Consider the following 20308-nt stretch of genomic DNA (forward strand, 5'->3'; position numbering starts at 1 on the left):
AAGCCCTTAATTCAGCTTATGCACAGCTTCTGTAAACATGTGACCTCTTTCTTCAAATGTACGATATTGATCCCAGCTTGCGCAGGCAGGCGATAAAAGAATCACATCGTCCTCCACAGACATTTGATAAGCTTCCTGGACGGCATCGTCCATGTTCCCTACCTTGACGATTTCTTCCACTCCGGCCTGCTTCCCTGCATCCGCAAGCATATCCGCCGTTTCACCGAACACGACCATCCCTTTGACGGATGACATATACGGTGTCAGGCTATCGAAGCTTGTCCCTCGATCAAGCCCGCCTGCAAGCAGGATGATCGGCTGTTTGAATGACCTCAGCGCATAGGATGTCGCTAAAATATTCGTCGCTTTAGAATCGTTATAGAAGAACCTTCCATTCTTTTCGGTGACGAACTCAAGACGGTGGGCAACACCTTTGAAGCTCGTCAATACGTCGCGGATGGCTTCGTTTGAGACACCGATTCCTTTGACAGCCGCTACAGCTGCTAAAATGTTCTGCAGATTCTGCTCACCGACCAGCAGGATGTCGACGATTTTCATGATCGGTTCATCATAGAAGTAAATCCGTTTATCATCGGCCCAGGCACCATCTACTTTTTCTTGAATAGAAAAAGCGACCTGTTTGGCTTTGACAGATGGCAGATAGCTGCAGATCTTCTGATCGTCTGCATTATAGACGAACGTATCTTCTTCGGTTTGATTCTCAAAAATCTTCGCCTTGGCATTATGATAGTTCTGCAGCGTATGGTGATAATCGAGGTGAGCTTCATACAAATTCAGAAGAACAGCAATATCAGGGCGGAAGTTTTCTGTCCCGAGCAGCTGGAATGAAGACAATTCTGCAACCATCGTTTCTTCCTCGGTCGTCGTCCTCGCCACTTCACAGGAAACCTCACCTATATTCCCAGCCACTGAAACGGGCTTATGATCGGCTTTGATCATTTCATGAATCAAAGTCGTAGTCGTCGTTTTTCCATTAGAGCCGGTAATTCCGATCAGCGGTCCATCGTGCAGCATTCCTCCGAGCTCCACTTCCGTGACGACCGGAATCTCACGTTTGACAGCTTCATCTACAATCGGGTTTTCATAAGGAATTCCCGGGTTTTTCACTACTAAATCAATGTCATCCAAAACCGAAAGGGGATGGGAGCCGACCACGATATCGGCTCCTTTGCTTTTGAGCTCTTGAACAGGCTCGCTCGCTTCATCCGCTTTCATGTCATTGACACGCACCGTCACCCCACTGTCGAGCAGTAGGTGGGCGGCGGCGGTCCCGCTTTTGGCAAGCCCCAGAACAAGGACGTGGGTATAAGGGAATGATTGTAAGTTTTTCATCCGAACATCACCTCAATATAAATGCCGATGACGGCAAAGATCAAGCCGACAGTCCAAAACGTCGTGACGACACGCCACTCGCTCCAGCCCTTCAACTCATAATGGTGATGAAGCGGGCTCATTTTGAAAACACGTTTTCCGGTCGTTTTAAAGGAAATCACTTGAATGATGACGGATAAAGTTTCGAGAACGAACACGCCGCCAATGATGACAAGAAGGAGTTCAAGCTTTGTCAAAATGGCAATGATCGCAATCGCTCCACCTAGAGCCAAAGAACCTGTATCGCCCATGAATACTCTTGCCGGGTGGGCGTTGAATACGAGGAATCCAAGCAGTGCACCTACGACTGAAAGCGCGAAAATCGTCACTTCCACATTCGGTGTACCGCTCCAAGCAAGTATTCCGAACGCACCAAAAGCGATTGCAGCCGTACCTGCAAGCAGCCCGTCCAGTCCATCGGTCAAATTGACTGCGTTGGACCCACCGACCAGCATGAATAAGATAAGCAGAGCATAACCCCAGCCCAGTTCGATTTCGAATGAGGTTCCAGGGATGGCAATGTCTGTCGGGAAGTCGTTCTGTCTTAAAATCCAGTAAACGACGATGGCAATCACGATTTGGCCCAGCATCTTCTGCTTGGATGTCAAACCGAGATTCCGTTTTTTCGCCACTTTTATATAGTCATCCAAAAAGCCGAGAAGTCCATAGCCGAGCAGTACGAAAAGGACAAGGAACAGCTGACTGTCCAGGGCATCGGCATTGAACCAAAGTGAAGCGATGAGCGTTGCAGCGACCACCGCTATGATGATCATCACACCGCCCATCGTCGGGGTTCCGGATTTTTTCTGGTGGGACTCGGGCCCTTCGTCACGGATGGCCTGTCCAAATTTCAATCGTCTTAAAAAAGGGATGATGACCGGTGATATCACGACCGTAATGACGAAAGATAGTGCCATAGTGATTAGTAATATGTATTCGTTCATATTTGTTCCTCCTTTTGTTTCTCCGTCATCGCCTTTCGTTTATTTCACAAGATCCTCGAGTAGTTCTTCGAGTTTCATCCCCCGAGATGCTTTGATCAAAACTACAGTATCTGATGTCAATAACGAACGTACATGATGACCTAATGCTTTCTTTTCATTGAAATGGTGTGTTTTCGTTTGGGGTGATTTTGAAGCCACCGCTTCTGAAATCTTTTCTGAGTCCTTTCCGATGGTATAGACGGCATCGATTTTTTCATCGATCGCTTCTGCTACGCTGGCATGCAGCGATTCAGACTGCTCTCCGAGTTCAAACATATCCCCGAGAATCAATATTTTTTCCTGTTTGGAAGACAGGTCACTGATGACACGGATGACAGCTCTCATCGAAGTCGGTGACGCATTATAGGCATCGTTGATGACCAACGCTCCGTTTACCCCTTCATGCTTCTCAAAACGCATGCCTGACATTTCAAGCTGGCGGAAACCCTGCTGTATCTGCTTTTCAGACAAGCCCAGCTTATGAGCCAAGGCTATGACATACGCCGCGTTTTTCACGTTGTGTTTACCAGCCATCGGTAGCTCATAAGATTCCCCTTTGACAGAAAAACGACTCAATTCTTCTGTCAGTTTTTCGATGGATATCAGATAATCAGGTTTTCCATCGAAACCACAGGAGATCGACTGAAACTCTTTTTTGGCATCTTCCAATAACGGTTCGTCCCCATCGATGATTAAATGACCGTCCGTCTTCAGTCCTTCTGCAATTTCCATCTTCGCAGCCGCAATACCTTCACGGGATCCGAAGTTTTCAATGTGAGACTCTCCGATATTTGTAATAAGGGCATAGTCCGGGCGGGCCAAACGGGATAAGACAGAGATTTCCCCAGCACGGTCCATCCCCATTTCCAGAACGACCGCTTCTGTATCAGGTTTCATATCGAGAATCGTCAGAGGCAGACCGATATGGTTGTTATAATTCCCTTTAGTCTTGTGGGTTCTGTACGCTGTTGCAAGAACTGATGCTGTCATGTCTTTCGTCGTCGTTTTTCCATTCGATCCTGTGACTCCGACAACCAGTGGGTCGACCTTTTTCAAGTAAAAAGAAGCCAGATCCTGCAATCCTTTTGTCGTATCCTCTACGAAGAATAAAGGAAAATCGGCAGGTACAGAATCGGGCACCTCGTGGTCCTTCTGCCATAGAGCAGCCACCGCTCCCTGCTCAATGGCTACGTTGATGAACTTATGGGCATCAAATGATTCGCCGATAATCGGGATGAACATGCTCTCAGGGACATCTTTCCTCGTATCGGTCATGATCGCCTGGACCGGGATGCTCCCGTCTCCTGCCCCTCTGTAGTCAGGGAATAGATTCGTTAATTCTCGCACTTCAAAAATCATGATGGACGCTCCTTCATACTTGTTAATATTTCCCTTGCCACTTCACAATCATCAAAGTGATGGCGGATTCCGTCAATTTCCTGGTACGTTTCATGTCCTTTTCCGGCAATCAACACGATATCTCCAGGCCGGGCTTGATGAATGGCTTCACCAATCGCTTTCTTCCGATCTTCTATCACTTCGTAAGAACCTTTTAAATGGTTCGTCATATCTTTGAAAATCTGCCGTGGCTCTTCTGTCCGCGGGTTATCTGTCGTAAAAATGACTTCATCCGCCTCATTCATCGCCACCTGTGCCATCAATGGACGTTTGCTGCGGTCCCGGTCTCCTCCGCATCCGACAACGACACGGACCTTCCCTTCACAAAACTCACGGATCGTCTTCAATACATTTTCCAGCGAATCCGGGGTGTGGGCATAATCGACCACTACTCCAAAGGGCTGTCCTTCCCTCACTGACTCAAACCGTCCACGGACACCTGTCGATTGTTCGAAAGATGAACGGATCGTTTCCAGCGGAACTCCCGAGGTGATGGCAGCACCCGCGGCCGCCAGCATATTATAGATGTTGAACAGACCCATCAAAGGACTTTCAATATCAACTTCCCCGACGGGGGTGCACAACGTAAATACCGTACCCTTTTCTGTAAGACGGTAATCCTCCGCCATAATATCCGCTCGCTTTTCCACTCCATACGTCAACAGTCTCTGAGACGTCGAGCGAATGAAACGCGGGGCAGAAGGAGAATCGATGTTGATAATCGCAAATTTGTCGCGCCCTCTATTATACCCATTTCCTAATTGAGCGAACAATAGGGACTTTGCACGAAGGTAATCATCAAAATTCGAATGGTAATCGAGATGATCCTGAGTCAGGTTCGTGAAGATGGCGATATCAAAATCACACCCGTACACCCGGCCCTGGTCCAACGCATGTGAGGACACTTCCATGACGGCAGTGTCCACTTTCGCTTTCCTCATTTTATAAAAGTATCGCTGCAGCGACAAGGCATCCGGGGTCGTATTTTTGACTGGGAACGTTTCTTCGCCGATTTTCACCTGAATCGTACCGATGACCCCTGTCGTCTGCCGGTGGTTTTGAAAAATTTCATCGAGCAGGTAGGTGATGGTCGTTTTTCCATTCGTGCCGGTCACGCCGATGAGATGAAGGTCTTCTGTCGGAAACCCGTAAAAAGTGGAAGACAGCATCGCCAGAGCTCTCGTCGTATCGTTGACGAGGATCACAGGAACATCGCACTTCACAGGTTCCTCCGCAACCACCGCTTTCGCTCCCATTTGAACGGCTTGGGGAACGAACCGATGACCATCCGCTTCAATTCCACGGATACAAACGAATAGGTCACCCAGCTGGGTTGCCCTTGAGTCCATCGAGATCCCTGTGACAGAAAGTTTGGCAATCGAAGAACTCGCTTGATAATAGGGCAGAGTCTCTAACAACTTTTTCATTTTCATCATTCCGTCACCCTTATCGCATATAGGATTCATTATATCAAATGCTCTCTGACTTGTGCCTATCGTGAAAACAACTTTCTTAAAATGCTTTTTTAAAAATCTGTTGTTGATTCTTCTACAGAAACTCAATAATGGTTAGGTTCAAATTCTGCATGGGGCCTTGTGCAGGGTCGTCGGGGAAGGATTCGCTTTCCTGCGGGGGAACCGGCAAGCTTCCTTCTCCCGCGGGAGTCTCACCCTTCCCCGACGACCCTTACCATATTTGAATAGTTCTAAACTGTAAATCAAACAAATTTTCATAGATGTTTTGCCCATGTGAAAAACTACCAAACCTAAGAGTCCTATAAACCTGGAGACTCCTGCGCATATATAAGACCAGTGAAAGCTTGATGCTCCCCCATAATCTACCAATGCCTAGAACTCCATGAGTCACCACTAAACATGAATAAAGCCTGCTAAAAAAGATGGAGAGGGTAGTGGAAGTAGTTTTATTAAGACCTCCACTGGTCCCCCCGCTTTTGTAATCTATGATGTTAATCTCCCATATAAACTCTCACTTTGGATCCTGGTGGTACTTTAACGCCTGCTTCGGGTGCCTGTGTGATGACTTTATTTCCTGTTCCGCTTACTTCGATTTTCAGATAGGAAAGCATTTCGATGAAGTCTTCTTCTTCAAACCCTGTCATATCCGGAACAGCCACCAAAGGTTCCTCAGGCCACGTGTATTCTTTTTCGAGGCCATTTTTTCTAGGCTCAACATCCAATGCTCGTAAACTATCACCCATGATATTCCCTACAATCGGTGCAGCTACCACCCCACCGAACTGAACGGTGTTTTTCGGGTTATCAATAGCAAGGTATACGACCAGCTCCGGGTCATCGGCAGGTGCGAAGCCGATGAATGATACGATGTGGTTGTTTTCCATGTACCGGCCATCGGGTCCAACCTTCTGCGCTGTACCCGTTTTTCCACCGACACGGTACCCTTCTACATAAGCTCCGCGTCCGGTCCCTTTAGCGACGACGTGTTCGAGTGATTCACGAATCTGCTTGGACGTGGCCGCGGAAATGACCCGGCGTTTCAGCAGTGGCTCATTCTTTTCAATCACTTTGCCGTCAATAGGATCGAGCCATGCCTCTTGAATATACGGTTCGTAATAATAACCGCCGTTGACTGCAGCAGCCACGGCCATCACTTGCTGGATGGGGGTTACGGATACCCCTTGCCCGAAGGCGGTCGTTGCCTGCTCGACAGGTCCGACGTTTTTAGGATTGAACAGAATCCCTTTTCCTTCACCCTCAAGGTCGATACCCGTTTTTTCACCAAAACCGAATTTGTCGATGTAATTAAACAGCCGCTCCGTCCCAAGACGCTGTCCCAGTTGGACGAAGCCCGGGTTACAGGAGTTCTGCACGACCTCCATAAAGGTCTGATCGCCGTGACCTCCTCGTTTCCAACAATGGAGCGTCGCCCCGTCCACTTTGACCGATCCTGAATCGTGGAAATGTTCTTCCTCAAGATCGACCAGCTTTTCTTCAAGTGCCGCCGCCAATGTGATGATCTTGAATGTGGAACCCGGTTCATATGTACTCCAAACCGGCAGATTCCGATTATACACTTTCGGATCGACTTTTTGGTAGTGGGCAGGGTGATAATTCGGGCGCGAAGCCATTCCGACTACTCGTCCGGTATCAGGATCGACAGCAAGAGCGACAGCTCCATCAGGGTTATATTTCGCTTGTGCGATATTCAGTTCCCGTTCGATGATCGACTGGACTTCATATTCAATCGTGAGCTGCAAGTCTTTTCCGTCCACCGGTGGCTTATAAATATCCGCCATGTCCGGCATCCTTTTACCCTTGGCATCTGAGAAGAAGGAAAGGGCTCCTTTTTCGCCTTTCAATTGACCATCGTAGTAAGCCTCAAGGCCGAGCAGCCCCTGATTATCGATGCCGCTGAAGCCGAGCACATGTGAAAGGAACGAACCATGAGGGTAATAGCGTTCAGAATCTTCCGCTATATACACGCCCGGCATCCCAAGGGATTGAATGGCTTCAGCCTGGGCTTCAGAAATCTTCCTTCCCTCCGGATGGATTTTTTCAATGGAGATCTGCTTCGTGACGTGGGTATAGGCCTTTTCCACACTCATTTGTAAAATCTGCGATAGATTCTTCGCTGTCATTTCTGGATCTTTCACCTGCCTGGGTACGACCATGACCGTCGGGGCCGACTGGTTTCCCACCAGCACTTCCCCGTTCGTATCAAGAATCCTCCCCCGCTCCGGTTCGAAGGTGATATCCCTGCTCCACGATTCCTCTGCTTTGGAAATGAGAAAATCACTCAGTACGAACTGCACATACCCGAGCCTGCCGATGATGATGGTGAATATGATCATTCCAACAAAAAAAACAGTGATCAATCGTTTCCTTACGACTACTTGTGATACTCGTCTCATCTCCATAACTCCTTTAAAGTCGATAGAGTGTCAGCTTGTATCACTATATGCAATCGGGAAACGATTAGAACACTGCTGAAAGTCAAGGCTATGGTGTCTCGGGCGGAGATAGTTCCACCACGAGATACCCACCTTCTTTGATCTTGGATCCTTTTTTGATGCTTTGTTTCGTTACATAGCCATTGCCCATCGTTTCGATTTTGAGACCGAAATGTTCTGCAAGACGATGGACATCCCTTAAGGAGTATCCTGTCAGATCAGGCATTTTCGGCTGATCGGTAATGACCATGACTCTTTGATTCTTCAACACTTTCGAACCCGCTTCAGGGAGCGTGGCTGTCACTTCTTTACCGGCCCCCATAACTTCAACGCGTTCAAAAGATTCTCTGAGAAGAGACGCTGCCTGCTTCGGATTTTGACCTGTCACATCCGGAAGCACTTGCTGCACCACTTTGTTTTCCTTGTTCTTATCCGGCTGGATATTCAAATAGTGGAGGCTGTTTTCCATGACGGTGCGGACAATATAGGAAACAGGCTCAGAGCCGACTTCCGTCACTTCAAGGTCGGGCTGCTGCACGCCTACGTAAATCAATAATTCAGGATCTTCAATGGGAGCCATTCCCATGAAGGAAAAGACGTAATTGTTTCGTCCTGTCAGGTAACCGCCACCAGGTTTACTGATTTGTGCCGTAGCCGTTTTCCCTCCGAGAGAATAATCGTTCAACTTGAACGACTGCCCTGTCCCGTTTTCGGAAGTGACGACTGTACCCAGTAAGTCTCTCATCTTTTCTGCTGTCGACTTTGATATCGGTTCACCAATCACTTCAGGTTCACTTTCTTTCAATACTTCCCCACCTTCACTTGACGTGATTTTGGAGAGCATATAAGGTTTTACCATTTTACCGTCATTGGCGATCGATGTCGCTGCTGTCAACAACTGAATCGGAGTGAACGTAGACCCCTGTCCGAATGATGTAGTGATCTGTTCGATCGGTCGTTTATAGACCATGCGGCCTGTCAGCTCACCCGGAAGGTCGATGCCTGATTTTTGGTCGAGGTGAAAATCAGAAAGGTATTTTCTGAACTTTTCAGGACCGAGTTTTTCCCAAACGAGCTTGGATGCGGCAACGTTCGAGGAACGCTGAAAACCTTCGTTATAAGTGATGGACCCCCATCCTTTACGATAGTTGTGATCCCCGATTGTTTGTGACCGTTCCGTAACTTTGTACGTACCGGACTTATACATATCCGTCCCGTTGTAAACGCCGGCATCGATGGCGGCTGCCCATGTGAACATCTTAATAGTCGAACCCGGCTCGAATGGATACGAAATCAAATCATTATACCAGTTTTGGACATTTCCGATATCGTTCGGGTTGTAACTCGGACGATTACTCATCGCCAAAACTTCGCCTGTGTCCGGATCGATGACGGCAGCCATGATTTTTTTCGGCTCATACTGCTCATCCACCTGCGACATGGCATCTTCCAAAAACGTCTGGATCTTCTGATCGATGGTCAAGTATACATCTTCCCCATCATCAGGATCGGTCATGACTTCGTTCGGGTCGAGTAGTTTAGTGCCGTATTTATCCCGTTCGTACTTGATTTTCCCTTTTTCTTCTTGTAAGTATTCTTCCATCTGCTTTTCGATTCCCGTGACGCCCGAGATTTTTCCATCCTGGGCACGGGCAAAACCGATGACGTGAGATGCGAACATCCCATTCGGATAATAACGCTTGGCTTCCTCCTGGAATTGAATGCCGTTCAAGTCGAGCTTTTTGATTTCCTCCATCTTCTCTTGTGAAATCTCCCGGCCGGCGGGACCGAACTCCACTTGGAAACGGCCGTTTTCCTGGCCTTCTTCCATACGATCAGCCATTTCGCTCGCATTCATATCTAACAAAGGAGCCAAAACAGCTGACGTTTCTTCTGGATCCGTCACATGTTTAGGCTCCTTCAAATTTTTCGAATAGTTCGGATCGACAATGGCATACATCCGGTACGTCGGACGATCGTACGCGAGAACCATCCCATTTTTATCATAGATCTTCCCTCTTTTGGCATCAATTTCATATGAACTCGTCCGCACATCCTCCGCCCATTCTTTCAAGTCGACTCCTTCGACCTTCGCAGTCGTTTCAATATATAAGAACCTTCCTGCGATGATCAGGAATACGACGGAGAAAACAAGGATGAGGATGGCGGCTCCTCTATGCGTGTTTGCACTTTTCATAAGGGCATCACCAATTTATTTTTAGTTACTGACCGATGCGGCTTGCTTGACCTTCGCGTTTTGGATGTTCAATCCATTTTCCTTCGCAATTCGCAGAATCCGGTCAGGATTGCTCAGTTCTTTGACCTGATAAGCTAAATTCTCGTTTTGAGACTCCTGTTGAGCAAGGTCTGTTTCAAGACTGCGGATGTCCCGGTTCAATGCATCAGTATCTGCCGAAAATTGGACCAGAAAAATCGATGCAGCAAGAAGACCAGCGGTGGCGACTGAATACAACACTTTTTCACCTGTACTGATCCATCCCGTCTTACGGACCTTTACTTTAACCTGTCTTTGTCTATCCGGTTGACGTAAAGGCTGGTGCTGCCTTGCATGCTCCATACTCATGTTTTCTTCCACCCTTCCTCATATTCGAATTCTTTACTCCAAGGCTTTACTTTCTCTACGACTCTCAACTTCGCTGAGCGGGAGCGACGGTTTTCCTCAAGTTCATCTTCTTCAGCTATAATAGGTTTTCGTGTGACAAGTTCAAATGGTGGCTGTTTATCTTCAGGAATCATCGGAATATTTTTCGGCATTGGAGGATTGGAACTCCACTTTTTGAACGCCTGCTTACACAATCGATCTTCCAGCGAATGGAAAGTGATGACGGCAATTCTTCCACCAACAGAAACGACTCTTGCCGCTTGATGCAAGCTATCCTGAAATGCTCCCAATTCATCATTGACCGCAATCCGGATCGCCTGGAAAACACGTTTGGCCGGGTGTCCACCTTTTCGTCTCGCCGGTGCCGGTATGCCTTCTTTGATCAACTCGACCAACTCACCCGTCGTTTCGATTGAATGGTCCATGCGGGCTTTTTCAATCTTCCTTGCGATCTGCTTAGAAAATTTCTCTTCTCCGTATTTGAAGAAAATCCGGACAAGATCCTCATAAGGCCATTCATTGACAACTTCTTTCGCAGTCAACGCCGCTGTACGATCCATCCTCATATCCAGAGGCGCATCGTTTTGATAACTGAAACCACGGTCACCGATATCAAGCTGTGGACTGGAAACTCCGAGATCATAAACAATCCCGTCAATATGTTCCACACCAAGCTCGTTCAGCTTCTCTTCTAACTGCCGGAAATTCGCCTGCACGAATGTAATCCGGTCCGCATAAGGCTTCAGCCGTTCTTTGGCAGCTTCCAATGCCATTTCGTCCTGGTCGAAAGCATAAAGATGACCTTCAGCATCCAGCTGGGACGCGATGACCTCCGAATGACCGCCTCCACCGAGAGTGCAATCCACGTATGCCCCCTTAGGCTTAATATGTAATTGCTCGGTGGTTTCTTTTTTTAATACGCTATAATGTTCAAACATCGTCTCACTCGTTTCTATCTCTATCAAATATCAAAATCCAACATGTTCTCTGCAATTTCCGAAAACGACTCTTCAGACTCCTCGAAATAGCTTTCCCACTGATCGTTACTCCAAAACTCGATACGGTTGGAAACTCCAATGACAACGCATTCTTTTTCCAGCGAGGCATACTTCCTGAGCGGTGGCGGGATATTGACTCTCCCCTGCTTGTCCAACTCACACTCGACTGCGCCTGAAAAGAAAAATCTAGTGAAGGCTCGGGCATCTTTTTTTGTCAGGGGAAGCTTTTTCAGCTTTTCTTCAAGCAGCTTCCATTCGTCCATAGGATAAGCAAACAAACACTGATCTAAACCTCTGGTTAGGACAAAGCTCTCACCAAGATCTTGACGGAACTTGGAGGGAACGATCATCCGCCCTTTGGTATCAATGTTATGTTGAAATTCTCCCATGAACATACAGTTCCCCCACCTTCTGTGTTCAGCTTACCACATCGCCCCACTTTTCTCCACATACTTTTTTCAATTCTCTTTACAGAAAAAAATTCCTGCCGCGAAAGGCAGGAATTTTAAGGTTATTTTGACAGATTCGGCATGTGGTGGGAAGTGGAGGACCGGTTCATACGTAAACGATAAAATGGTCCTCATGGAAAGGGATCGTGTGTTCATTGATGCGACAGAACAGGTCTGTACCGTATAGGGTGACCCATGGGACGATGCCCCACACCCGCTCCTGCAATCCACCAAATGGGTGTAAAAGCAGATCCAAATCATTGAAATGAGCAACTTCGTGTTCATACTGCTGCTCCAGGGACTGGTTCATCCGTTTTTCAAGGAAATCGATTTGTTTGAAGATGTAATCCAGATTTTTCTCCGCCATTTGCTCCAGATCAGGACCGAATTCAGAGGACTTCTCCCGTAACGGGCGGTGAATTCGATCGATTTCTTCCTTCACCTGCTCACTCAATCGGTGAATCGGCGGAGCACTCCGGGAAGCGAGCCAATTCATTTTTTCTTCACCCACTCCATGTCGGATGGCTTCTGAAGCATCAATCTGCAGTCGTTCGAGGTGCTGTTCCGATTTACGATCGATGAAGGTGAATGAAAGGCGCGGAAATACAGGCGGCATTTCTAAGTCCACGGCTCGGAACGCCGGTTTCAGCGCTGACCAATAATTGATTTCTCCCGGTCCACCGATGAAGGCAAGGACAGGAAACAAAAATTCCTGCATCAATGGTCTGGTCACCACGTTATTGCTGAGACGCTCAGGTGATAGTTCCGCGGTTTCCTTCAATTCCTGCTCACTCAATGTCAGCTCATTATTCTTCCCTCTGTAACTTCCGTTTTCCTGTTTCATTAAAAGGATGCGGTCTCCATTATCATGATAAAAGATATGGGCGTCATCCAAATCACTGTCGAGATTCATTTCATACCCTTGTTTACGATTGACCTGCAGAGCTGCAAAAACACCGCCTGCAATCGATTCATTGTTTTCAATCATGGCAGAGAAGTAAGGTGACTCCAATTTACGAATTTGAGGGTCATGAGCATCGACGATGATGAGCCCTTCATCCGGGAAAAGCCGATAAACAAGTTTGGCGAAGAAGTCGCTGTACGTCTCGGATTCTTCAAGGAGCATTTGGACCTGCTCATAGAACTCACTCGTATATTCCGCTTCCTTAGCTGCTCCGAATATATCCTTCACCCATTGCTCAGCACTGGATTTATTGATTTCAACTTCCGAGACAGATGCTTTTGATTCCGGTGTCTGACCGATGGAAATCTTTTTCATTTTCCCTTCACTCTTCATCATAAGATGATTGATTTCATCGAAGTCATGATCTTCTCCGGCAATCCAAAAGACAGGAAGCACCGGTCGACCGGATTCTTTCTGCCTTTGTTTTGCCAGTTGAAGGACGGATATGATTTTGTTTACCGTGTAGAGTGGACCTGTCAAAAGCCCGGCCTGCTGTCCTGCAATGACGACTGAACTCTCTTCGTCTCTCAATTTCTCAATCGTGGAGATCGTCGACTCCGGTGCATTCCAGCGCTTGTTCATGTCAATCAGAACGTCTGTCAGCGCATCTCTTTGATAGGACCTTGTGCGGAGATGTTCCATCCGCCTCTCCCATATGGAAGTATCTTTCGGATCGTATTCGAATTTATCTGCTATATTTGAAAAATCATTTTTATAATCATTGAAAAGTGCTTGTTTCGACTGTAGCTGGATCGGGTTGATACGCATATATGAACTACTCCTTTATACGCTTGAATGTGATTCCTACTATGTATCCTATTGTATTGTACATAAAAGATGTAGAGAGTTCATCTAATCTGTTTGTCAGGATAACAAACGAGCCGCCAACCCGTACAACGTCAGTCCCATATAAAATAGCGTGAATATCAGAAAGCTCGCACGGAAGAAACCTTTGAAGGCACGCCTCAGTTGTATTTCCTCATGGAGCTTATATTGCACGATGAGGGAAACCCCCAGAATTATGCAAAGGAAAATCAGTATGTAAGCTAAAAAACTTTGTTCAAAAATGACGTACGCCAGCACATGAACAGCCAGGATGAACACCGGGGCACAGACATGAGCTGTACGATGGACGGCTTTCGTTTTATATCTCGACCACTTTCTAGCGAAAAAATAAAATACGACGAGGAAAGGAATAGGGAGCGTCAGAATGAGAGCGACCATCGAAATCATGAATTGACTCATTATAAATCCCTCCTGTTTTCCGCTTCTAAAGCATGAATGGCTTTGACGATGAACCGGTGATAAGGAACCGGATGACCGCCCTTCTCTATGATATAACCTGAGATGGCATCGATCTCTGTCCGTCTCCCTTCAATGATATCTTTCAACATGGACGACTGGTTTGCTTTCGTATTGTCTGCAATTTTCTGTAGTCGATTCCATTCATATGAAAACGAGCGCTCCAGGACAGAACAGGCCTCTTCACAAAGCTTCTCTGCGAGTTCATTTATGTAAGGGTTGGTAAGAATACATCCGTTTTTCAACCCGAACAATGCGGTCAGTGGATTGATGACGGTATTGACCACCAATTTCGAAGACAACATATCGTAATAATCTTCGTGAAATTCGATGGGGAAATCATTGGTATTCAATGAAGCAGCGGTTTCGGCAATCTTTCCATCCGGTGCAATAGAGGCAATAGCTATTTTACCCTTCCCCGTATGATGTACTTCGGTATCTCCGATTTTCAGTGCACCGTGTTCCACCACTCCGACCCATGGAACATCACAGGCTGTTTGGACTTTTTCGACATGCCCCATCCCATTTTGTAAAAATAGAACCGGCGTCCCGTCCAGCAAGTTCGTTGCTAATACCTCATCTAAATGAGATTGCTTGACGGTGACGATGAGTACATCGTGGTTGCGGTAACCTTCATTCTTCAAATGAGCTTGGACCGGGGTCTGATCTTCTTTTGGTAAACACGTAATTCCATTACGTGAGAGCCCGTCCTTCTGCTCTTCTCTATTCACATAAACGTGCACTTGATGCTCACGACCCAGGTAATAAGACACCAACAGACCGATCGAACCAGCGCCGATCACTCCAATATTCATTTTTGACCCTCATTTCGTTCGGTTTCTATTTTCCTATTGTAGCAGACAGACGATAGGGTTGGCAGTCAAAATATGTCGAAAACTCAAATGTTCATTTCATTCTGAATATTTTTATATTATAATATAAGAAGATACAGATCTATGAAAGGGGATTGTGTCATGATGACCAAGACAAAAGTGGAACCACTATTAGTGAACTATAAAACTCTTGAGGAGTTTAAACGCTTCAAGGAATACGGCAACCAGGAACTGGCGATGTTCGAAGACCTTGAAAGCAATATTGTAGAAAATGACAGCGAATCACCATTTTACGGTATTTATTATGGAAGCGCTTTAGTCGCCCGTATGAGCCTCTATCGCGTAAGTGCTAAGTATGACCACTATTTCGAACCCCCTCAGGATTACCTGGAGCTTTGGAAATTAGAAGTCCTTCCTGACTACCAGGGCCAAGGATATGGAAAAGCACTCGTAGAGTTCGCTAAAGAATTCAACCTCCCTATCAAGACGAACCCACGTATTAAATCTCACGGCTTTTGGGAGAAGATGGGGTTCCAAAAAGCTCATTATGATGTCGAGCGTGATTTAGGAGAAAACCCGTTGATTTGGATGCCGAGCGGTGTAGAAGAAAGAGATGTCACGGCTTCGGAATAATGAAAAATAAAGAAAAGCCGCTACAGCTTCCCTGTAGCGGCTTTTTATTTTTGTGGAGGAGGGGATAAAACATAATGCGTTGCTATATCGATCGTGTCTTCTGAATCCCTAAAAATGAAATTGCGCAATTATGACAGTAAATCATTCCATCCACTGTTCAAATTACGCAACTCTTTAAAGGATTTCATCATTCTCACATTCACCATGTTCTTCATACACAACAAAAAGACGTCTTAAATCGGGCTTTTATGCCGTTCCTTTACCCAGTGGACGAGTTTATCCACTTCATTCCATGCTGCTTCCCACTGTTTCAGCTGATTCCGCAGCTTTTTATTGTCTTCATTCAATTGTTTCAGTTCATATTCCAACCTTTGTTTCCCTGTATCTTCAGTTTGTTTCACTTTCATTTCTTTTAAGAAGGAGATCGCAGCATCGATCGACATCGGAGAATCACCATCAGGAGAAGGAGTCGCAGTGAAGACTGCTCGCTTTCCTTTCCGATTTTGTTTCGCTTGCTGGATTTCATCCTCATACTCTTTTCTTACTGTGGCATTCCACCTGAACCCACATGCTGCCGGCGTCCTCCGTAATTGCGCGGCAACGTCCTGAAATGCTTCCAGCTGAGTTTTCCCCTCCTGTATATATTTCAGAACTGTATTGGCCAGAAGAAGATCTTCCTCGTCCTTCCAGGCATCTTGTCTCGGGGCGTCCATACCATCCCTCCTCTATCGTTTGCTTATAGTTATGCAAAAAAGAGGGTTGATAGAATCGTATTTTTCACTTTTTCTCAAAGTCAATGTTTCTTTATGACCCTTTTGCACGTATCTCTTTTGACACTTCCATTCATAGGAACACGGGTTTACTAAGTTTATGAAAGCTATTGGAAGTGTTAATTTCATAAAAGAAACGGCTTTGTTATTGCTTGGTGTCTTGGTGTCTTTGTGTCTTTCCGTCCTGGAATTTGTATGAGGCGGCCTTTTAGAATGACTCCCTTTCCGTGGGGTACCGTGAGCCTCCTCAGGCTGCGCCTTCCGGGGTCTCACGATGTACCTTTATCCTACAGGAGTCTCGCCATTCTAAAAGGCCGCCTCTTCAAAGTAGAAAGGGCGGAAAGGCCATTAACGAAGTTCGGTACTCCAACTACGAACGGGATGGCAGGGAAAACAGGTAGACTCCTGCGGGAAAAAGGAACAAGGTGAGACCCCGGAGAACGAAGTTCGAGGAGACTCAAGCGTCCCCCGCGGAAAGCGGACTGTTTTCCCTGCCATCCCATGCTCTGAGTCAATAAAGGACCGGACACCAAATCTCAGACGAGGACTATTTAGTAATCATTTAAAATATCAACAACAGACTTTAACAAAGCCAATAAAAAAAGAGCCTGACATCAGTCAGACTCTTCCTTAGAAAGTGATTAGTCGTTAATCACTTGTTTTCCATCATACTGTCCACAAGATTTGCAAACATGGTGTGGTTTTGTGTACTCCCCACAGTTTGAGCATTCGATCATGCCAGGGACATGAAGCTTTTTGTGAGTACGACGTTGGTTTTTAACCTTTTTAGACGTTCTACGCTTAGGTACTGCCATGTTGTACACCTCCTTACTTTATTTACGATTCGAAAACCTTGAAGATTTTCTTATTCGTCATTTTCTTCGTTTAATAATGATTGCAGTTTAGCCATTCGAGGATCCACTTTCTTTTCCTCTGGTTCCTCTGTAACCACCTGCCAGCCCTTTCCTTCTTGGAGGGCTTCTTCATGAGCCTCATCATCATCAGAAAACACGCGAGTTGGAATCTCCAATTGTACATTTTCCTTGATATAAGGCGTTAAGTCAAGCACTTCTCCATGCACAGGATGAACTTCATCTTCTCCTTCTTCGGTATGATACGGAGAAAGGTTGAAAACTTCCAGTGCATCTATTTGGAAAGGATAAGTCACATCGACTAACGTCCGTGCACAAGGCAATACCATTTCACCTTCAATAGTAAAAGTTATGGTTATATCGTTCCCTCGTGTTATGGCTTGACCTTTGACATGAACAGGGGAAATCCTGCGAATGTCATTGTTCAAATCCTCTAATTCGCGAATATCTACATCATCTTCAAAAACAAACGGCTCATCGCCTGTCTGCTTCAGTTTCTGTAGAGGAAATTTCATAGTTCTCACCTCATGGCAACAAAAGTTATTGTAAAAGGATTTTGCTTATTTGTCAATATTTTTTCTTTACACCCTGAAAACAAACAGGCATCGATTTTTATTAAGATAACACATTTTTCCTGTCTCATGCGAATTTTTCTCTCCTCCATGATAAAATAAACGGTACATTCAATCAATAGATGGGCTTGAAAACGAAACCAAGGAGAGATATCCATGAAAGCATGCGGAGTGATCGTCGAATATAACCCATTCCATAATGGGCACGCCTACCATATCGAACAATCAAAAAAACAATCCGGAGCTGAATGCATGATAGCGATCATGAGCGGACCGTTCCTTCAGCGCGGAGAGCCCGCCATCATCGATAAATGGCACCGGGCGGAAGCTGCTTTGCATTCAGGGGCAGATCTCGTATTGGAACTCCCCTACATCTTCGCTGTCGAACACAGCGATTTTTTCAGTCAAGGTTCGGTGCAGACTTTGGCAGAAGTGGGTGTAGATGCCATCTGTTTTGGAAGTGAGAGCGGATCGATCGAAGGGTTCAACTCAGCTTATGAACATTTACAGGAGCATTCTGGTATTTACGATGAAGTTTTACGCAAGCACCTGAATGAAGGTCTTTCTTTCCCTGAAGCTTCCCGTTTAGGCTATGAAGCTATAAAACTGCCCTCTGACAGCATCGATTTGACTCAGCCGAACAATATTCTCGGTTACAGCTATGTCAAACAAATCCGCGCGTATACAAATGATGTTGAACCGATGACTATCAAGCGTCAAAACAACCATTATCATGATGAAACGATTACAGGTAAAGTAGCCAGTGCGACAAGTATTCGAAAACAGCTGATGACTGATAATGAAATTAAGACTGATGTAAAAGAAGCCATACCAAGCATCACACAGGAGATGTTGAACACATACAGAGAGAAAATAGGAATATGGCATGACTGGGAGCTTTACTTCCCTTTCCTGCAATTTAAAGTTTTAACGATGATTGAGGAAGATCTTCGTCAAATTCATGGAGTTGATGAAGGCTTGGAGCACCGATTGAAAAGGACGATAAAAGAAGCGACCAGCTTCCAGGAATTCATGTCCGAATTAAAAACGAAACGCTACACATGGACCCGCCTGCAGAGGACTCTCGTCCATATCCTGATAGGGACGAGCAAAGAGGATGCAGGTCGGATGTTGAGACAGCCCGCACCGCCATACGCCCGCATTCTCGGGATGACCGACCATGGCAAACGATATTTGCGCCATCAAAAAAAAGCTATGGATATTCCTTTGATCACACAGCCTCAGCAGCTGGACCATCCTATGCTTGATTTGGAAGAAAGAGCGGCTGCGGCTTATTACGCAGTCACAGATCCAAAAATGAAAGTGGAGCGTATGAAAAGGGAATTCGGACCACCGATTCAGGTTTGACTTTTTAAACTGGGCTCAAGAGGGTAACTCTATTGTAAATGACCAAGTCTCAAGGAGGGCGCTTTCATGAGTGAACAGCAACAAAAATCGGCTAATGCCCAAACCCAAAGCAAAGAACAATATGTAGAGATTAAAATGGGAAAGCAAGGGCTGTTTGTAAAAAAAGGTTATGATACTCTTTACACGATCAATGATGTTTTATTAGGTCTTTGGTTTTTGATAGGTAGTATATGTTTTTATTTTGAAACTCTGAAAATGTGGGGGGTCACTTTATTTGTATTGGGAAGTGTACAAATGCTGATCCGCCCTACAATCCGATTGGTTCACCATTTCCAGCTAAGAAATGAGTATGAAGATGAGTACGAAAGAAAGAATAATTCTTGAGCAAGAAAAGGAGCCGAATCTTTTTATGGATTGGCTCCTTTTCTTTGTAAAAGTCTTAAGAGATATCATAAAAAATCTAAACCATCGGGAATCTCTTTCACTTCTGTTGTGCCTCCCCTTAAATCATGGTCTCTGGCTCTTGAAGTGTGGTGGGCTGCTCCGGGATACCGGATGTAAGCATAATGGAGCTTTGTTGTGGAGTACATAGGAATCCCTTTTTTAAAGCACTCTTTTTGAAAACCCACATCGGTTGCGTACTTCACTGCAGGGAACTTGACCTTCTCCATAATGTCCTTTGCAAACACCAGACTCGCTCCACTGATGAAGTCATTGGCACTATAAGATCGATTATTCTTCCTGATGATCCATTTGTTTTCACAATTCGGGTGAAAGAGCCGCAGCATCCCATCTTGTTTGAAGTAGATGTAAAAAGTGCTCTTCCCTACCACTTTACACTTTTTTTCTGACAAAACCTCAGCCGCTTCTTCAAGGTACCCTTCTCCGTAAAAATCATCATCATCGAATTTAGCCACGTATTCATATTTCGCTTGAGCGGCCCCGAAATTCAGGCATTCTCCTAACGTCACCTTTTCTGGAAACTCGAAAAGCCGGGCGGAAACATTCTTTTCATCCAACTGCTCTCTTACTTTACTCTTATCTAAGCTGGAATGATTCAAAATGATGATCAGTTCCTTATCCTGTAACGACTGTTTCGAATAATTATTAATCAGGTGCTCAATAAAATCAGCTCTCATCGTACAAGCCACTACAGATATCATATGACCTCCCCCTTCAGCCGGTAAGGGATGCTTCCCATTCATCCTATGTATAGAAAAAGG

At 45.8% G+C, this 20308-nt stretch carries 19 protein-coding genes; 3 read left to right on the forward strand and 16 right to left on the reverse strand.

Going from position 1 to position 20308, the window contains the following annotated elements; translation table 11 throughout:
* Window positions 1–6: 6 nt before the first annotated feature.
* The 12 genes from murD to LCL89_RS05865 all read right to left on the reverse strand — a co-directional run bounded on the left by murD (window position 7) and on the right by LCL89_RS05865 (window position 14852).
* Window positions 7–1353, reverse strand: coding sequence for a UDP-N-acetylmuramoyl-L-alanine--D-glutamate ligase (gene murD / locus LCL89_RS05810; protein ID WP_224808618.1), 1347 nt, complete (start codon window positions 1351–1353; stop codon window positions 7–9).
* On the reverse strand, window positions 1350–2336 hold the full coding sequence (gene mraY, locus LCL89_RS05815; RefSeq protein ID WP_197315683.1) for a phospho-N-acetylmuramoyl-pentapeptide-transferase: 987 nt from the start codon (window positions 2334–2336) through the stop codon (window positions 1350–1352). The genes murD and mraY overlap by 4 nt, the downstream gene beginning before the upstream one ends.
* Window positions 2337–2375: 39 nt before the next feature.
* Window positions 2376–3734, reverse strand: a complete 1359-nt coding sequence (locus tag LCL89_RS05820; RefSeq protein WP_224808621.1) for a UDP-N-acetylmuramoyl-tripeptide--D-alanyl-D-alanine ligase — start codon at window positions 3732–3734, stop codon at window positions 2376–2378.
* Window positions 3731–5206, reverse strand: a complete 1476-nt coding sequence (locus LCL89_RS05825) for a UDP-N-acetylmuramoyl-L-alanyl-D-glutamate--2,6-diaminopimelate ligase (protein ID WP_224808623.1) — start codon at window positions 5204–5206, stop codon at window positions 3731–3733. The genes LCL89_RS05820 and LCL89_RS05825 overlap by 4 nt, the downstream gene beginning before the upstream one ends.
* 533 nt (window positions 5207–5739) lie before the next feature.
* Window positions 5740–7662, reverse strand: a complete 1923-nt coding sequence (locus tag LCL89_RS05830; RefSeq protein ID WP_224808625.1) for a stage V sporulation protein D — start codon at window positions 7660–7662, stop codon at window positions 5740–5742.
* A gap of 88 nt (window positions 7663–7750) precedes the next feature.
* Complete coding sequence (locus LCL89_RS05835; protein WP_224808627.1) at window positions 7751–9898, reverse strand: PASTA domain-containing penicillin-binding protein; 2148 nt, start codon at window positions 9896–9898, stop codon at window positions 7751–7753.
* Between the two features lie 21 nt (window positions 9899–9919).
* A complete protein-coding gene (gene ftsL / locus LCL89_RS05840; RefSeq protein ID WP_197315678.1) occupies window positions 9920–10285 on the reverse strand; it encodes a cell division protein FtsL in 366 nt (121 codons plus the stop codon).
* Window positions 10282–11262: a 16S rRNA (cytosine(1402)-N(4))-methyltransferase RsmH gene (gene rsmH / locus LCL89_RS05845; protein WP_224808637.1), complete on the reverse strand. Its 981-nt coding sequence runs from the start codon at window positions 11260–11262 to the stop codon at window positions 10282–10284. Before rsmH ends, ftsL begins: the two co-directional genes overlap by 4 nt.
* Window positions 11263–11285: 23 nt before the next feature.
* On the reverse strand, window positions 11286–11717 hold the full coding sequence (gene mraZ, locus LCL89_RS05850) for a division/cell wall cluster transcriptional repressor MraZ (protein ID WP_197315677.1): 432 nt from the start codon (window positions 11715–11717) through the stop codon (window positions 11286–11288).
* Between the two features lie 160 nt (window positions 11718–11877).
* Window positions 11878–13503, reverse strand: coding sequence for a bacillithiol biosynthesis cysteine-adding enzyme BshC (gene bshC, locus LCL89_RS05855; protein ID WP_224808639.1), 1626 nt, complete (start codon window positions 13501–13503; stop codon window positions 11878–11880).
* 96 nt (window positions 13504–13599) lie between these two features.
* The gene (locus LCL89_RS05860) at window positions 13600–13980 is read right to left on the reverse strand and encodes a DUF3397 domain-containing protein (protein WP_224808641.1); all 381 of its coding nucleotides are present in this window, start codon (window positions 13978–13980) and stop codon (window positions 13600–13602) included.
* On the reverse strand, window positions 13980–14852 hold the full coding sequence (locus tag LCL89_RS05865) for a 2-dehydropantoate 2-reductase (RefSeq protein ID WP_224808643.1): 873 nt from the start codon (window positions 14850–14852) through the stop codon (window positions 13980–13982). Before LCL89_RS05865 ends, LCL89_RS05860 begins: the two co-directional genes overlap by 1 nt.
* Before the next feature lie 162 nt (window positions 14853–15014).
* Between LCL89_RS05865 and LCL89_RS05870 the strand changes: the two genes are divergently transcribed.
* Entirely contained in the window at window positions 15015–15503 is a 489-nt protein-coding gene (locus LCL89_RS05870; RefSeq protein ID WP_197316789.1) for an N-acetyltransferase, read from the forward strand.
* Window positions 15504–15736: 233 nt separating this feature from the next.
* On the opposite strand, the gene LCL89_RS05875 is transcribed toward LCL89_RS05870, so the two are convergent.
* The 3 genes from LCL89_RS05875 to LCL89_RS05885 form a co-directional block, all read right to left on the reverse strand.
* Complete coding sequence (locus LCL89_RS05875; protein ID WP_197315673.1) at window positions 15737–16216, reverse strand: RsfA family transcriptional regulator; 480 nt, start codon at window positions 16214–16216, stop codon at window positions 15737–15739.
* 698 nt (window positions 16217–16914) lie between these two features.
* A complete protein-coding gene (rpmF, locus tag LCL89_RS05880) occupies window positions 16915–17088 on the reverse strand; it encodes a 50S ribosomal protein L32 (RefSeq protein WP_197315672.1) in 174 nt (57 codons plus the stop codon).
* A gap of 50 nt (window positions 17089–17138) precedes the next feature.
* A complete protein-coding gene (locus tag LCL89_RS05885; RefSeq protein ID WP_224808647.1) occupies window positions 17139–17660 on the reverse strand; it encodes a YceD family protein in 522 nt (173 codons plus the stop codon).
* Window positions 17661–17873: 213 nt separating this feature from the next.
* On the opposite strand from LCL89_RS05885, the gene LCL89_RS05890 reads away from it, so the two are divergent.
* Window positions 17874–19085, forward strand: a complete 1212-nt coding sequence (locus LCL89_RS05890) for a nucleotidyltransferase (protein WP_224808649.1) — start codon at window positions 17874–17876, stop codon at window positions 19083–19085.
* 66 nt (window positions 19086–19151) lie between these two features.
* A complete protein-coding gene (locus LCL89_RS05895; RefSeq protein ID WP_224808651.1) occupies window positions 19152–19469 on the forward strand; it encodes a YrhK family protein in 318 nt (105 codons plus the stop codon).
* A 65-nt stretch (window positions 19470–19534) separates the two neighbouring features.
* On the opposite strand, the gene LCL89_RS05900 is transcribed toward LCL89_RS05895, so the two are convergent.
* The gene (locus LCL89_RS05900; RefSeq protein WP_224808653.1) at window positions 19535–20248 is read right to left on the reverse strand and encodes a glycosyltransferase family 2 protein; all 714 of its coding nucleotides are present in this window, start codon (window positions 20246–20248) and stop codon (window positions 19535–19537) included.
* Window positions 20249–20308: the final 60 nt, after the last annotated feature.

Source organism: Halobacillus yeomjeoni (genome assembly GCF_020171525.1).
Classification (GTDB): Bacteria; Bacillota; Bacilli; order Bacillales; family Halobacillaceae; genus Halobacillus; species Halobacillus yeomjeoni.

Bases quoted from the DNA above. Each gene is read 5' to 3' on its own strand.
- LCL89_RS05835 (WP_224808627.1), bottom strand. From the start codon at position 9,898: ATGAAAAGTGCAAACACGCATAGAGGAGCCGCCATCCTCATCCTTGTT.
- LCL89_RS05870 (WP_197316789.1), top strand. From the start codon at position 15,015: ATGACCAAGACAAAAGTGGAACCACTATTAGTGAACTATAAAACTCTT.
- LCL89_RS05890 (WP_224808649.1), top strand. From the start codon at position 17,874: ATGAAAGCATGCGGAGTGATCGTCGAATATAACCCATTCCATAATGGG.
- mraY (WP_197315683.1), bottom strand. From the start codon at position 2,336: ATGAACGAATACATATTACTAATCACTATGGCACTATCTTTCGTCATT.
- LCL89_RS05860 (WP_224808641.1), bottom strand. From the start codon at position 13,980: ATGAGTCAATTCATGATTTCGATGGTCGCTCTCATTCTGACGCTCCCT.
- bshC (WP_224808639.1), bottom strand. From the start codon at position 13,503: ATGCGTATCAACCCGATCCAGCTACAGTCGAAACAAGCACTTTTCAAT.
- LCL89_RS05820 (WP_224808621.1), bottom strand. From the start codon at position 3,734: ATGATTTTTGAAGTGCGAGAATTAACGAATCTATTCCCTGACTACAGA.
- rsmH (WP_224808637.1), bottom strand. From the start codon at position 11,262: ATGTTTGAACATTATAGCGTATTAAAAAAAGAAACCACCGAGCAATTA.
- mraZ (WP_197315677.1), bottom strand. From the start codon at position 11,717: ATGTTCATGGGAGAATTTCAACATAACATTGATACCAAAGGGCGGATG.
- LCL89_RS05830 (WP_224808625.1), bottom strand. From the start codon at position 7,662: ATGAGACGAGTATCACAAGTAGTCGTAAGGAAACGATTGATCACTGTT.
- LCL89_RS05865 (WP_224808643.1), bottom strand. From the start codon at position 14,852: ATGAATATTGGAGTGATCGGCGCTGGTTCGATCGGTCTGTTGGTGTCT.
- murD (WP_224808618.1), bottom strand. From the start codon at position 1,353: ATGAAAAACTTACAATCATTCCCTTATACCCACGTCCTTGTTCTGGGG.
- LCL89_RS05875 (WP_197315673.1), bottom strand. From the start codon at position 16,216: ATGGACGCCCCGAGACAAGATGCCTGGAAGGACGAGGAAGATCTTCTT.
- LCL89_RS05825 (WP_224808623.1), bottom strand. From the start codon at position 5,206: ATGAAAATGAAAAAGTTGTTAGAGACTCTGCCCTATTATCAAGCGAGT.
- ftsL (WP_197315678.1), bottom strand. From the start codon at position 10,285: ATGAGTATGGAGCATGCAAGGCAGCACCAGCCTTTACGTCAACCGGAT.
- LCL89_RS05885 (WP_224808647.1), bottom strand. From the start codon at position 17,660: ATGAAATTTCCTCTACAGAAACTGAAGCAGACAGGCGATGAGCCGTTT.
- LCL89_RS05895 (WP_224808651.1), top strand. From the start codon at position 19,152: ATGAGTGAACAGCAACAAAAATCGGCTAATGCCCAAACCCAAAGCAAA.
- LCL89_RS05900 (WP_224808653.1), bottom strand. From the start codon at position 20,248: ATGATATCTGTAGTGGCTTGTACGATGAGAGCTGATTTTATTGAGCAC.
- rpmF (WP_197315672.1), bottom strand. From the start codon at position 17,088: ATGGCAGTACCTAAGCGTAGAACGTCTAAAAAGGTTAAAAACCAACGT.